This window comes from Ruminococcus sp. MCC718 (genome assembly GCF_018783905.1).
In the GTDB taxonomy this organism is placed as follows: Bacteria; Bacillota; Clostridia; order Lachnospirales; family Lachnospiraceae; genus Hominisplanchenecus; species Hominisplanchenecus faecis.
The window spans coordinates 13,266-27,821 of the sequence record NZ_WQNP01000009.1 but is presented as its reverse complement, the minus strand read 5'-3'; the positions used below and the strand labels follow the sequence as shown (position 1 = coordinate 27,821).

The following is a 14,556-nucleotide window of genomic DNA, read 5'->3' as shown; positions in this document are numbered from 1 at the left end:
TTGTCTTTTCTCCTCCTATATTATATAATAAACCCGATAATTGTAAATAGTTTTTTTAGACGGGAGTTTTTAATTATGGTTTTCAGCAGTCTGTTGTTTCTGTTCCGGTTTCTGCCGGCAGTACTGATCCTCTACTATATAGCACCGCGAAAGCTTCGGAATGTCATTCTGCTGCTCTTCAGCCTGTTTTTTTATGCGTGGGGCGAACCGAAGTATGTATTTCTGATGCTTTTTACGATCACCATGGATTTCTTCATCGGAAAAGGGATCGACAAAGCGAAAAAGGAAGGCAATCAGAAAAAGGCGAAGCGTTTTCTTATGACTTCAATCCTTGTGGATCTTTCCATCCTTGGATTTTTTAAATATGCGGACTTCCTCATCGGGACGGTCAATACATTAACCGGTGCGGGAATACCACTGCTTGGGATACCGCTGCCGATCGGTATTTCTTTTTTTACGTTTCAGACAATGTCATACACGATTGATGTATACAAGGGAAGCACGGAGGTTCAGAAAAACTGGATCAAGTATGGCACTTATGTTTCCATGTTTCCGCAGCTGATCGCAGGACCGATCGTGCAGTACAAGACGATCGCAGAGCAGATGGAGCACAGAAAGGAAAATACTTCCGATTTTTCAGAAGGTATTCATCGTTTTATGATCGGACTTGGCAAAAAAGTCCTGATCGCAAACAACATCGGTGCACTCTGGGATGCCATTGCAGTACTTCCGGTCGATGGACTGGCAGCAGGTACGGCATGGCTTGGGGCACTGGCTTATACGTTCCAGATCTACTTTGATTTCTCCGGATATTCGGATATGGCGATCGGGCTTGGAAAGATGTTCGGTTTCCATTTCCTTGAGAACTTCAATTATCCGTATATTTCAAAGAGTATCACGGAATTCTGGAGAAGATGGCATATTTCCTTAAGTTCCTGGTTTAAAGAATACGTTTACATTCCGCTTGGCGGCAACCGCTGCAAGATCGCAAAGCAGATCCGCAACATTCTGGTTGTCTGGATGCTGACCGGAATCTGGCACGGGGCGAACTGGAATTATGTTCTCTGGGGCTGCTACTACGGAGCACTTCTGCTGATCGAAAAGCTGGTGCTGAAAAAGGTGCTGAACCGTCTTCCTGGAATCATTCAGCGGATTTACACCATGTTTTTTGTGGTGATCGGCTGGATCATTTTCAAATGCGAAGATATGGCATATGGGATCTCGTATCTGAAAGCCATGTTTGGCGGATTCGGACAGGGCCTGTGGAATAACGAGACACTCTACCTGCTTGGTAATTATGCCGTCCTGTTTGTTCTGGCGATCCTCGGTTCGACGATGTTGCCAAAGAAAGCAGCCGGCGTTGTGCTTGGCGGCAGAAAGCGGACCTGGGCGGAAAATGTGATCTACATTGCATTTTATGCGGTGATCTTCTTTGTGTCAGTCGCTTATCTGGTAGATGCAACGTACAATCCGTTTTTATATTTTAGATTTTAATGATGTTTATAGAATTGTGAGAGTACGAAGTACGGAACAATTCGTAGGCATCTTTGTACATTAACATAACATCTTTAAACAGGGAAACAGAATGGAGAGAATATATGACTACAAAAAAGCAGAATATAGCAGTGATCGCTGTGTTTCTGTGCATGGTCTTCGGAATGACAATCTGGACGATGGTCACGCCTTCCAGAGAATTTTCGGAGAGGGAGAACAGAGCACTGGCACAGATGCCGGAAGCATCGGTTGAAAGCTGCTTTTCCGGAAAATTTGAAAAAGATTTTGAAACGTATCTGACGGATCAGTTCCCGATGCGGGATGGCTGGATCAGTGCAAAGACTGCGATCGAGAAGGCAACTTTTAAAACAGAGAGCAAGGATATATATTTTGCAGACGATGATTATCTGATTGAGGCACATTCCAAAAGCTTTACGGCACCGAGTGCAAATGCCAATATCGGTTACCTGAAGAATTTCATGGAAACGTGTGTGGAAACATACGGCAAAGACCATGCAACAGCGATGGTTGTGCCGAATGCGGTGGACATTCTGAGAGATCATCTGCCGAAATATGCATCTCCGTACGATGAAGAAGTCTACCTTCAGAAAGTTGCGGATGCAATGCCGGAAGGCACCTGGTTTGACAGTGGAAGTGTTCTGCGTGAGCATAAGAATATTCAGCTTTATTACCGCACAGACCACCACTGGACCACGGAAGCAGCATATTATGTGTATGCGGCATGGGCAGAAGAAAAGGGACTTTCTCCGCTTGCACTGTCTGATTATAAAAAGAAGATGCTCACAGATGGATTCTTCGGCACGGTTGATGCCAAGGTCGGCGGACGCAACCGCAGCGATACGATCCATGTTTATATTCCGAAGAAAAAGGAAAAATATCAGGTAAATTATGTGGCGAAAAACGAGACGGCAGATGATATTTATCAGTATGATTATCTGAAAATAAGAGACAAATACAGCGTTTATTTTGGCGGAAATCAGAGTCTGGTGGAAGTAAAGACAGACAGCAAGAGCAAACGGAAGCTTCTGGTCGTGCAGGATTCTTACGCACACTGTTTTATTCCGTTTACGCTGCATGATTTTAAAGAAGTCGATTTTGTGGATCTTCGCTATTACAGCGAAAGTCTCAAAGAATATATGGAAAAGGGCGATTATACGGATGTTCTGTTTCTGTATAATGCGGCCGGATTTGCAGAGGACAACAGTCTGATCAAACTTGGAAACTGAAAACGGGGTAAAAAAGACAGGAGGAAATGGCATGAGCTATGCAGATAAAGTATTTAAGGGAATGTGCAGAGATATTCTGGATAACGGAGTGAGCACAGAAGGAGAAAAGGTGCGTCCGGTCTGGGAGGACACGAATGAGTCGGCGTACACGATCAAGAAATTCGGCGTGGTCAACCGTTACGATCTGCGAAAAGAATTTCCGGCACTGACGCTTCGAAGAACGGCATTGAAAAGTGCGTTTGATGAACTTCTGTGGATCTGGCAGAAAAAGTCCAACAATGTGCATGACCTGAATTCTCACATCTGGGACGCATGGGCAGATGAGGACGGCTCGATCGGAAAGGCTTACGGCTATCAGCTCGGCGTGAAGCATCAGTACAAAGAAGGCGAGATGGATCAGGTGGACCGTGTAATCTACGATCTGAAGAATAATCCGTACAGCCGCCGGATCATGACCAATATTTACGTGCATCAGGATCTGCATGAGATGAATCTTTATCCTTGTGCCTACAGCATGACGTTCAATGTGACACAGAAAAAGGGCGAGGATAAGCTGACGCTCAATGCCATTTTAAACCAGAGATCGAACGATGTGCTGACGGCAAACAACTGGAATGTGGCACAGTATGCCCTGCTTGTGCATATGCTGGCACAGGTGTGTGATATGTACGTCGGCGAGCTGGTGCATGTGATCGCAGATGCCCATATTTATGACCGACATATTCCGCTGATCGAGGAACTGATCACAAGAGAAGAGCATCCGGCTCCGAAAGTATGGCTGAACCCGGAGAAAAAAGATTTCTATGAATTTACCGTGGATGATCTGCATGTAGAAGATTACGTAACCGGACCGCAGATCAAACATATACCGGTTGCAGTGTAAAAGCTGGCATGACAGAATACATTTACCGGATAAAAAAGTGTAAAGAATGAGAAAAGAGGAGGATAAGTAAGATGAATTTGATTGCTGCTGTGGATAAGAACTGGGCGATCGGCAAGAACAATGAACTGCTGGTCAGTATTCCGAACGATATGAAGATGTTCCGTCAGATGACAACCGGAAAAGTAGTTGTGATGGGCAGAAAGACACTGGAGAGTTTTCCGAACGGACTGCCGCTCAAAAACAGAGTCAACATTGTCCTGACAAAAAATCAGAATTATCAGGTCAAAGGTGCCATCATCGTGCACAGTGTCGAGGAAGTGCTGGAAGAGCTGAAAAAATATGACAGTGAGGATGTCTATGTGATCGGCGGAGAGCAGATCTACCGTCAGATGCTTCCATACTGCGATACGGCTCATATGACAAAGATTGACCATGCATATGAGGCTGATGCTTATTTTCCAAATCTGGATGAGAAGGAAGAATGGAAAATCACGGCGATAAGCGATGAGCAGACGTATTTTGATCTGGAATATTATTTTGTGAAATATGAAAAACAGGTACAGTGAAGTCAAGTCGAACATACGTGAGACTTGGTATGCGATTTTGGTCAGCTTTGCTGACATTAGGGAGGTCTGATTTATGTACAGAGAACATACAAAAGTGGTAAAGATCGGCAACCGGGTGATCGGAGGCGGAAATCCGATCCTGATCCAGTCCATGACAAATACAAAAACAGAAGATGTGCGGGCAACTGTGGCACAGATCCAGGCTTTGACTGCAGCAGGATGCGATATTATAAGATGTGCAGTTCCGACACAGGAAGCTGCGAGTGCATTGAAAGAGATCAAAAAGCAGATTACGATCCCACTGGTAGCGGATATTCATTTTGATTATAAACTGGCGATCGCGGCGATCGAAAACGGTGCCGACAAGATCCGCATCAATCCGGGAAATATCGGCAGCAGGGAGCGTGTGCAGGCTGTAGTTGATGCGGCCAAAGAGCGAAACATTCCGATTCGTGTCGGTGTAAACAGTGGTTCTCTGGAAAAAGACCTGGTGAAAAAATACGGCGGCGTGACGGCAGAAGGGATCGTGGAGAGTGCCCTGGATAAAGTGCATATGATCGAAGATATGGGCTATGACAATCTGGTCATCAGCATCAAATCTTCCGATGTACTGATGTGTGCAAAAGCACATGAGCTGATCGCACCAAAGACCGGTCATCCGCTCCATGTCGGTATCACAGAGTCCGGAACAGTTTTATCCGGAAACATCAAATCCGCTGTCGGACTTGGTATCATTCTTTCGCAGGGCATCGGTGATACGATCCGTGTATCTCTGACCGGAGACCCGAAAGAAGAGATCAAATCTGCCAAGCTGATCCTGCGTACGCTGGGGCTGCGAAAAGGAGGCATTGAGGTTGTGTCCTGTCCGACCTGCGGACGTACACAGATCGATCTGATCGGTCTGGCAAACAAAGTTGAAAATATGGTAGAAGATATTCCACTGGATATCAAAGTTGCGGTCATGGGCTGCGTGGTAAACGGACCTGGCGAAGCGAAAGAAGCGGATATCGGGATCGCCGGCGGAAAAGGCGAAGGTCTTTTGATCAGGAAGGGGGAAGTGGTGAAGAAAGTGCCTGAGAGTGAACTTCTGGATGCTCTCAGAGAAGAGCTTCTTCACTGGAATGAGATTCATGCCTAAAGAGTTTTTTGATGTATTTCCGACTTTAAAGGTAAATGACAACTTAAGAGGATTACTTTCTCAGGCGACGGTTACGAGAGTAACCGTCACTTCTGCAAGAGACAGAATGAGGGTATATCTGGAAAGCCCAAGGCTTTTGTACTGGCAGTCCGTGCAGGATACGGAGCATGAGATACGAAGACAGATTTTTGGCAATGCATCGATGGACGTAAAGATCATTGTCAAATTTCAGTTATCCAGACAATATACGCCAAGAACGCTGATGCAGGAGTATGAAAGCAGTATTCTATCTGAAATCAGAGATTATAATATCTTCCTTTACAGCATCCTGCGTCAGGCAGAATGTACTTTCACAGCGGACGATGAGATGACGCTGACCATTGAAAAGAATGTGATAGCGGAAGAGCGTCTTGAGGAGCTTTTGCAGATCCTGGAGAAAATTTTCTGCGAACGCTGCGGCATGCATTTTAAGGTGCAGACTGTTTTCAAAGAGCCGGTGGAGAGCAAGTCGCATAAAAACAGCGAGCTGCGTATTCAGCAGGAAGTCGATGCGATCCTGCAAAATGCCGTGCTTGGTAATCCGGAAGAGCCTCAGAATCTGCCGGAAGAAAACGGACAGGTGGAGGCTGCAAAAGCGGAAGGAAAGACAGAAACGGCGAAAAAAGAGAAAGCAAAACCGGAAAAGAAAAATGACGGAAAGAGCGAGAAAAAAGTCGAGAAACAAGCAGCAGATATGCCAAAAAGCAGAGGAAATTTCCAGGGAAAAGGAGGATTCCGTTCTGGATTTTCCAGAGGAGACGGATCTCGCAGCGTGCGTCGCTCGGACAATCCGGATGTGCTTTACGGACGTGACTTTGAAAGTGAATCTCTGGCGATCGAGCAGATCCAGGGAGAGATGGGTGAAGTGACGATCCGCGGACAGGTACAGACGCTGGAGACGCGTGACATCCGTAATAATAAAACAATTATTATGATGGAAGTGACCGACTTTACAGATACCATTGTGATCAAGATTTTTGCACAGACAGAGCAGGTGCCGGAGATTTTAAAAGATATCAAAACCGGTGCGTTTCTGAAAATCCGCGGCGTGACGACAATCGACCGGTTTGACGGACAGCTCAGTATCGGTTCGGTGTTTGGTATCAAAAAAATCCAGGATTTCCGCAAACAGAGGGTGGACACCTGGCCGGAGAAACGTGTGGAACTGCACTGTCACACAAAAATGAGTGATATGGATGGCGTTTCCGATGTAAAAGACATCATAAACCGGGCAAAATCCTGGGGACATAAGGCGATCGCCATCACAGATCACGGTGTTGTGCAGGCTTTCCCGGATGCGAACCACGCGGTTTCGCCGGATGAGGACTTTAAGATCATTTACGGATGTGAGGCTTATCTGGTGGATGACCTGCAGGACCTCGTTGTCAATTCCAGAAATCAAAGCCTGGAGGATTCCTATGTAGTCTTCGACCTGGAGACAACCGGTTTCAGTACGGTGGCAAACAAGATCATCGAGATCGGTGCCGTCAAAGTGGTAAATGGTAAGATTACGGATAAATTCAGCACCTTTGTCAACCCGGAAGTGCCGATCCCGTATCGGATCGAGGAGCTGACCAGCATCAACGACAACATGGTGCTCGACGCTCCGACAATCGAAGAAATCCTGCCGAAGTTCCTGGAATTTTCGGAAGGATGCGTGATGGTCGCACACAATGCATCGTTTGACATGGGATTTATCGAAGCAAACTGCAAACGGCAGGGCATTGAAAAAGAATTTACGGTTGTCGATACCGTAGCACTTGCAAGGGTGTTGATGCCGCAACTGAACCGTTTTAAGCTGGATACGGTTGCAAAGGCACTGAAAGTATCACTGGAGAACCATCATCGAGCCGTTGATGATGCCGGATGTACGGCAGAGATTTTTGTGAAATTTATTGAAATGCTTCAGCAGAGAGATATTACAACGCTGGATGGAGTCAATGAGCTGGGTCGTACTTCCGTGGATAAGATCCGCAAGAGTCCGTCGCACCATGCAATTTTGCTGGCGACAAACGATCTTGGACGTATCAATCTCTACCGCCTGGTTTCCTGTTCACATTTGAAATATTATAACCGAAGACCGCTGATCCCGAAGAGCGAATTTGTGCGTCACAGAGAGGGACTGTTGCTTGGTTCTGCCTGTGAAGCGGGCGAACTGTATCAGGCTGTGTTAAACCATCGCTCGGATCAGGAGATCGCAAGGCTGGTCAATTTCTATGATTATCTGGAGATCCAGCCGATCGGCAACAATGCTTTTATGCTTCGAAGCGACAAGACCGATGTGGAGACGATCGAAGATCTTCAGGAGATCAACCGCAAGATCGTAAAACTCGGAGAACAGTTCAACAAAATGGTCGTGGCGACCTGCGATGTGCATTTCTTAAATCCAGAGGATGAAGTTTACCGCCGCATTATTATGGCGGGCAAAGGATTTACCGATGCCGACGAACAGGCACCGCTTTACCTGCGTACCACAGAAGAGATGCTCAAAGAGTTTGAATATCTTGGCAGTGAAAAAGCAGAAGAGGTCGTGATCACAAACCCGAACAAGATCGCCGATATGTGCGAAAAAATATCGCCGGTAAGACCGGATAAATGTCCGCCGGTCATCCCGGATTCGGACAAAAGTCTGCGTGAGATCTGCTACAACCGTGCCCATGAGATTTATGGTGAGGATCTTCCGGAAGTCGTTGTCGAGCGACTGGAGAGAGAGTTGAACTCCATCATTTCCAATGGGTTTGCCGTTATGTACATCATCGCACAGAAACTGGTGTGGAAGTCGAACGAGGACGGCTATCTGGTAGGATCACGAGGTTCGGTCGGATCTTCGTTCGTAGCGACGATGGCGGGGATCACCGAGGTAAATCCGCTGCGTCCGCATTATTATTGTGAGAAATGCCACTACAGCGATTTTGATTCCGAGGATGTGAAAGCCTATGCAGGAAGAGCCGGATGTGACATGCCGGATAAGACCTGCCCGGTCTGCGGAGCGAAGCTTCGAAAAGAAGGATTTGATATTCCATTTGAAACATTCCTTGGATTTAAGGGAAACAAAGAGCCGGATATCGACCTGAATTTCTCCGGTGATTATCAGGGAAATGCTCACCGCTATACCGAGGTTATTTTCGGAAAAGGCCAGACTTACCGTGCCGGAACAATCGGTACGCTTGCCGAGAAGACGGCATTTGGTTACGTGAAAAATTATTACGAAGAACGCGGCGAGCGGAAGCGTACCTGTGAGATCAACCGTATCGTAAAAGGATGTACCGGCGTGCGAAGGACAACGGGGCAGCATCCGGGCGGTATTATCGTTCTGCCTCTTGGCGAGGAGATTGATTCGTTCACACCGGTGCAGCACCCGGCAAACGATATGACAACGGATATTATAACGACGCATTTTGACTACCATTCCATCGACCACAACCTCTTGAAGCTCGATATTCTCGGACACGATGATCCGACGATGATCCGTATGCTGGAGGATTTAACAGACATCAATGCACAGGACATTCCGCTGGACAATAAAGAAGTCATGTCGCTTTTTGTCAGCACGGAGGCACTTGGCGTTACACCGGAGCAGCTTGGAGGATGTCCGCTCGGTTCGCTTGGTATTCCGGAGTTTGGAACCGATTTCGTTATCCAGATGCTTGTGGATACCAAACCGCAGAGCTTTTCAGATCTGGTCCGCATTTCCGGTCTGTCCCATGGAACAGACGTATGGCTTGGAAATGCACAGACCCTGATCGAAGAAGGCAAGGCAACCATTTCCACGGCAATCTGTACACGAGATGACATCATGACTTATCTGATCGGAAAAGGGCTGGACAGCGAGCAGTCCTTCACGATCATGGAGAGCGTGCGAAAGGGGAAAGGACTGAAACCGGAGTGGGAAGAGGAGATGCTGGCACACGATGTGCCGGACTGGTATATCTGGTCGTGCAAAAAGATCAAATACATGTTCCCGAAAGCACATGCGGCAGCTTATGTTATGATGGCATTCCGCATTGCCTGGTACAAGATTTTTTATCCGCTGGCATATTATGCGGCATACTTCAGTATACGAGCTTCTGCATTCAGCTATGAGCTGATGTGTCAGGGACAGGAAAAACTGCTTCACTACATGGACGAATATCGCAAAAAAGGCGATGCACTCTCCAAAAAAGAGCAGGATTCCATGAAAGACATGAAGATCGTGCAGGAAATGTATGCCAGAGGTTATGATTTTCTGCCACTCGATCTCTATCAGGCAGATGCGAGACGTTTTAAGATCATCGACGGCAAGTTGATGCCGGCGTTAAGTACGATCGAGGGTCTTGGAGAGAAGGCTGCGGATGCCGTTATGGATGCGGCAAAAGAAGGAAAATTTTTATCAAAAGATGATTTCAGAGACCGGACAAAAGTCAGCAAGACAGTCATCGACCTGATGGATGATCTGGGAATTCTGGGCGATCTGCCAGAGAGCAACCAGCTGTCGCTGTTTGACCTGGTAGGATAGATAAGGAGAAAAAAAGAATGAGCGAAGCAATTGTTACCCTGAAAAAGGGCGAAGGAAGAATGTTGAAATCAGGCGGACTGTGGATCTTTGACAATGAGATCGCAAGTATCCTCGGAAGCTTTGAGGACGGAGATATCGTGGCAGTACATGATTTTGACGGCTACGGACTTGGCAAAGGCTTTATCAACCGCAATTCCAAAATCCGTGTGCGGATGATGACAAGAAACCGTCATCAGGAGATTGATGAGGCATTTCTGAAGATGCGTGTGCAGGAGGCATGGGATTACCGCAAAAAAGTCAGCGATACCGGAAGCTGCCGTGTGATCTTCGGCGAGGCAGACTTTCTGCCGGGACTGGTGATAGATAAATTTTCCGATGTGCTGGTCGTACAGTCCCTGGCACTTGGCATTGACCGCCTGAAAAATCAGATCGTGGAGCTGCTAAAAGAAGTCCTGGCAGCAGACGGCATCAAGATCCGCGGTGTCTATGAGCGAAGCGATGCAAAAGTACGCCGTCAGGAAGGCATGGAGCTGTACAAGGGATTTATCGGAGAACCGTTTGATACCAACGTGGAGATCGAAGAAAACGGTGTCCGCTACATGGTCGATGTCAAAGACGGACAGAAAACAGGATTCTTCCTCGATCAGAAATACAACCGAAAAGCGATCCAGCATCTCTGCAAAGATGCAAAAGTGCTCGACTGCTTTACACACACCGGATCCTTTGCCTTAAATGCCGGATATGGCGGGGCAAAAGAAGTGACAGGAGTTGATGCTTCTGAACTTGCCGTAGAGCAGGCAATACTGAACTCCAAGTTAAACGGCATGGAGGACCGCGTGAAATTTATCTGCCGAGATGTCTTTGAGCTTCTCCCGGAACTGGAAGAAAAAGGGGAGAAATTCGATGTGGTCATCCTCGATCCGCCGGCTTTCACTAAGTCCAGAAATTCCGTGAAAAATGCCGTGAAAGGCTACCGTGAGATCAACCTGCGTGCGATGAAACTGGTGCGTGACGGAGGTTTCCTGGCAACGTGTTCCTGCTCACACTTTATGACCTATGAACTGTTCACACAGACCATCCATCAGGCGGCAAGAAATGTCCACAAACGCCTGCGTCAGGTCGAGTACCGCACCCAGGCACCGGATCACCCGATTTTGTGGGCGGCAGAAGAGTCCTATTATCTGAAGTTTTACGTGTTCCAGGTGGTGGATGAGAAGTGATTTTGTAAAATAGTCACGCCATAATGATTCGAAAACAATCCAAATGGGAAAATTCTGGCAGCATGTTAAGTGAAATCCGCCGAAGACGGATATTCTCAAATTAAAGTAATGAAAACAGACTCCTGTATCAAGAAAGAATACAGGAGTCTGTTTTTTGGCAGAGTGGAAAAAAGGATTGACGTTGCAGCCTCGTCTGTTCTATACTAGAGGACAGAGAAATCAGATGATTAAATGCGGTTTTCAGGCTGCATTTCAGGAGGAATAAAGATGGAAAAGATCATTTTGACCGGCGACAGACCGACCGGCAGACTTCACGTAGGACATTATGTTGGATCTCTGAAACGCAGAGTTGAGCTGCAGAATTCCGGAGAGTACGACAAGATTTTTATCATGATTGCAGATGCACAGGCACTGACGGACAATGCAGACAATCCGGAGAAGATCCGTCAGAATATTATTGAGGTAGCACTGGATTATCTTTCCTGCGGACTGGATCCGGAAAAATGTACGATTTTTATTCAGTCACAGGTTCCGGAGCTGGCAGAGCTCTCCTTTTTCTATATGAATCTGGTTACTGTTTCCAGACTGCAGAGAAACCCAACCGTTAAGACTGAGATTCAGATGCGTAATTTTGAGACAAGCATCCCGGTAGGATTTTTCACCTACCCGATCAGCCAGGCATCCGATATCACAGCTTTCAAGGCAACGACTGTTCCGGTAGGAGAAGACCAGCTGCCGATGATCGAGCAGGCAAGAGAGATCGTCCGCAAATTCAACAGCGTATACGGCGAGACACTGGTAGAGCCGACCGCACTGATCCCGGAGAATGAAGTATGCTGCCGCCTGCCGGGTACGGACGGTAAGGCGAAGATGAGCAAGTCTCTTGGCAACTGCATCTATCTGTCCGATACAGAAGAAGAAGTTCGCCAGAAGATCATGAGTATGTACACCGATCCGAACCATATCAAAGTGTCTGATCCGGGTAGCGTAGAAGGAAACGCAGTCTTTACTTATCTGGATGCATTCAGCAGACCGGAACATTTTGAGCGTTACCTGCCGGACTATAAAAATCTGGATGAGCTGAAAGCACATTATCAGAGGGGCGGACTTGGAGATGTAAAAGTAAAACGTTTCCTCAATGCTGTGATGCAGGAAGAGCTGGGACCGATCCGTGCAAAAAGAAAAGAGCTGGAACAGCACATTCCGGAGATCTATGAGATCCTGAAAAAAGGAAGCGAAGAAGCAAGAAAAGCAGCAGCAGAAACGATGGCTGAAGTGAAGCGTGCGATGCGTATCAATTATTTTGAAGATGCAGCACTGATCCAGGAACAGTCAGAGCGTTTTGCAGCTAAACATGAGAAATAAATATCAGAAATCAGGCAGATTCTTTTTCTTTTGACACAGGAAATGTGACCGTAAAAGAAGTACCGAGATTTTTGGCACTGACCACCGTGATCTTACCATGGTGGTTTTTTGCTATGGTCTGAGCGATGGCAAGACCAAGTCCATAACCGCCGTCCGTGCGGGCTCGCGATTTGTCGGTGCGGTAAAAGCGTTCAAACAGATGTGGCAGGTCTTCTTCCGGGATGGCCTTTCCGGTATTGTGGACAGTCAGCTTTATTTTTTCGTTTTCAGATGTCAGGGTGACGGTAACTTTTTTATCTGAACTGCCCGATTTTTCAAGAACATCTGCAATGCCGGCATATTTGCAGGCATTATCCAGCAAAATGGCAACCAGCTGTCGAATCTGTGGAGCATCACCGGATATGAAAATATCATCAGAAATTTCATCTTCTATCATGACACCCTGCTCAAAGGCAACCGGCTCAAAAGTTAAAAGACAGCCAAGGATCAGGTCACTGAACGAAAACGTGCTGTAGAGCATTGGCGTGGATTTCGCATCGGAACGGGCCAGAAAGAGCAGATTTTCTACAAGCTTTTTCATACGGCCGGCTTCTTCCTGCGTGCTTTCCACCCACTGGAGTTCATCGCGGATCGTGGCATCTTTGTGTGAGAGCAGAATCCGAAGGTTGGCGAGAATTACAGTCAGCGGTGTTTTCAGCTCATGGGAAGCATCAGCGATAAACTGATTCTGCTGTTCCCAGGCCTTTTCGACCGGTTTTAATGCCCAGCGTGCCAGAAAAATGCTGACCAGAAGAAAACAGAGCAGAAAAAGCAGAAGCATCATGACGCACTGAATGACAAGCTCGCCAAGAGCACGTGTTTCCTGGACCGTATCGGCAAAGGCGATTTTTGTGCCTTCCGGTGTATTCTGCTTGATAAAACGCAGCTTCAGATCTGAAAGATATCCCTGATCTTCGGAAACAGCAAATGCGGCACTTACGGCAGCTTCGGAAAGCGTATCCGTTACGGTATAGGAGCCGCTGGAGTTGGTGTCCGTGATCTCGTTGTTTTCATCAAGAGTGACCAGAAAAACCGGGGTCGAGTTAAATGCCGGATTGCGTCCGCCTGGACCGAAATCAAGACTTGGAGACTGAGGTTTCGTGTCATTTTTCGGCGGCTCCTTTGAGCGTGAGCTGTCCAGCATCTGCCGCATTGCTATTTCACTTTCTGCACGAAAAGCATGTATACGGGTGAAACAGAACATGCCAAGCACCACATAGAGGATCACGGCAACCAGGGACATGTTGATGATCACAAATTTGCGACGCAGTTTTTTGATCATGATGTTTCCTCACTTTCCAGCCGGTAGCCGACTTTGCGGACGGTTCCGATCGTGACTTTCGAATCCAGATAGTGGAATTTCTTGCGTAAGAACGAAATATAAGCCTCCACATTGTTGCTTTCGGCAGCAGACTCTGCACCCCAGACTTTGACGATCAGCGTTTCTTTTGAAATCAGGATCTTCGGATTAGACATCAGGATTTTGAGGATTTCAAATTCCTTATATCCAAGATGAATGGATTTATTTTTGCAGGAAAGGTCGTTGCTGGAGAGATTGAGCGTCAGATCATCAAACGTCAGTTCTTCCAGAATCACCTCACCCAGACGTCTTGAGAGGGCACGGATCCTTGCAAGAAGTTCTTCCGGGACAAATGGTTTTGTCATATAGTCATCCGCACCGCTGTCGAGGCCTGTGATCTTGTTTTTTACATCGTCAAGAGCCGTCAGCATGATGACCGGTGTGGAAATTTTGGACTCCCGCAGATGATGTACGACCTCAAAACCATCCATGCCGGGCAGCATCACATCCAGCACGATCACATCGTAATCGCCGGAAGAAGCATAGGCAAGCCCGTCTCGGCCATCGTAAACAATATCTGCCTGATATCTGGCTTCCTGCATAATCTGCCCCAGTGCATCCGCCAGTCGCTTTTCATCCTCTATAATTAAAATCTGCATAAAATCGCCTCCTGTGTATATAAGATCAGACATTGCAGACAGTGCCTGCGAATGAATATTATAATTGATGATGCCATACGAATTGCTCTGTACTGCGTACTTGCGAAATTC

General features: G+C 47.0%; 10 protein-coding genes. 8 read left to right on the top strand and 2 right to left on the bottom strand.

Annotated elements, in window-relative coordinates:
• Positions 1-75 precede the first annotated feature (75 nt).
• The 8 genes from GPK60_RS01120 to trpS all read left to right on the top strand — a co-directional run bounded on the left by GPK60_RS01120 (position 76) and on the right by trpS (position 12,447).
• Positions 76-1,494 carry an MBOAT family protein gene (locus tag GPK60_RS01120; RefSeq protein WP_022118747.1) on the top strand — a complete coding sequence of 473 codons (1,419 nt, stop codon included), beginning with the start codon at positions 76-78 and terminating at the stop codon, positions 1,492-1,494.
• A 104-nt stretch (positions 1,495-1,598) separates the two neighbouring features.
• Positions 1,599-2,741, top strand: a complete 1,143-nt coding sequence (locus GPK60_RS01115; protein WP_215658697.1) for a DHHW family protein — start codon at positions 1,599-1,601, stop codon at positions 2,739-2,741.
• A 31-nt stretch (positions 2,742-2,772) separates the two neighbouring features.
• Complete coding sequence (gene thyA, locus GPK60_RS01110; RefSeq protein WP_022118745.1) at positions 2,773-3,624, top strand: thymidylate synthase; 852 nt, start codon at positions 2,773-2,775, stop codon at positions 3,622-3,624.
• 71 nt (positions 3,625-3,695) lie between these two features.
• Positions 3,696-4,190, top strand: coding sequence for a dihydrofolate reductase (locus GPK60_RS01105; protein WP_173897615.1), 495 nt, complete (start codon positions 3,696-3,698; stop codon positions 4,188-4,190).
• A 73-nt stretch (positions 4,191-4,263) separates the two neighbouring features.
• Positions 4,264-5,328, top strand: a complete 1,065-nt coding sequence (ispG, locus tag GPK60_RS01100; protein WP_022118743.1) for a flavodoxin-dependent (E)-4-hydroxy-3-methylbut-2-enyl-diphosphate synthase — start codon at positions 4,264-4,266, stop codon at positions 5,326-5,328.
• Positions 5,321-9,862, top strand: coding sequence for a PolC-type DNA polymerase III (locus tag GPK60_RS01095; protein ID WP_215658696.1), 4,542 nt, complete (start codon positions 5,321-5,323; stop codon positions 9,860-9,862). Before ispG ends, GPK60_RS01095 begins: the two co-directional genes overlap by 8 nt.
• Before the next feature lie 17 nt (positions 9,863-9,879).
• Positions 9,880-11,082 carry a class I SAM-dependent rRNA methyltransferase gene (locus GPK60_RS01090; protein ID WP_215658695.1) on the top strand — a complete coding sequence of 401 codons (1,203 nt, stop codon included), beginning with the start codon at positions 9,880-9,882 and terminating at the stop codon, positions 11,080-11,082.
• Between the two features lie 267 nt (positions 11,083-11,349).
• On the top strand, positions 11,350-12,447 hold the full coding sequence (gene trpS, locus GPK60_RS01085) for a tryptophan--tRNA ligase (protein WP_147631840.1): 1,098 nt from the start codon (positions 11,350-11,352) through the stop codon (positions 12,445-12,447).
• Positions 12,448-12,457: 10 nt separating this feature from the next.
• Here trpS and GPK60_RS01080 read toward each other — a convergent pair whose 3' ends face one another.
• Positions 12,458-13,768 (bottom strand): HAMP domain-containing sensor histidine kinase, encoded by a 1,311-nt coding sequence (locus GPK60_RS01080; protein WP_173896214.1) that lies wholly within the window; start codon positions 13,766-13,768, stop codon positions 12,458-12,460.
• Positions 13,765-14,445 carry a response regulator transcription factor gene (locus GPK60_RS01075; protein ID WP_215658694.1) on the bottom strand — a complete coding sequence of 227 codons (681 nt, stop codon included), beginning with the start codon at positions 14,443-14,445 and terminating at the stop codon, positions 13,765-13,767. Before GPK60_RS01075 ends, GPK60_RS01080 begins: the two co-directional genes overlap by 4 nt.
• Positions 14,446-14,556: the final 111 nt, after the last annotated feature.